Source organism: Pedobacter sp. PF22-3, assembly GCF_026239555.1.
Classification (GTDB): Bacteria; Bacteroidota; Bacteroidia; order Sphingobacteriales; family Sphingobacteriaceae; genus Pedobacter.
Map to the genome: position 1 here is coordinate 1 of NZ_JAPIVP010000059.1, position 348 is coordinate 348.

At 39.9% G+C, this 348-nt stretch carries 1 pseudogene; it reads right to left on the minus strand.

Annotated elements, in window-relative coordinates:
* Nucleotides 1-324, minus strand: a pseudogene (locus OQX63_RS23315) (hypothetical protein); the annotation flags it as partial.
* Nucleotides 325-348: the final 24 nt, after the last annotated feature.

The window sequence follows — 348 nt, forward strand, 5'->3', positions numbered from 1 at the left end:
ACCGTTTCTGTCCTCTATCACTTCCCAGTTGGAGATCTGTGGAAAATATTTCTCGACATAGCTGTTTCTGCACCCTATGTAAAAATGTTCTACTTTCTGTTGCAGCAGGGCAACCACCTCATACTGGTACGATGCTGCATCTGCCCGGAAGTTTTTAATCTTTTTAACTTTATTTGTTTCAAGCAGATTAAAAATTCTTTCGAGCGTATCCCTTTGAAATGACTTTGCATCAGAATTTCCGTTCCTGTTTTCAATATAAAGTACAAACTGCTCATTGACGGTACAGACACCTGGCTGATAGCCGTAATCCCTTTTGTAGGTCATCTTACTGTCCTGTTTCTCATTGAA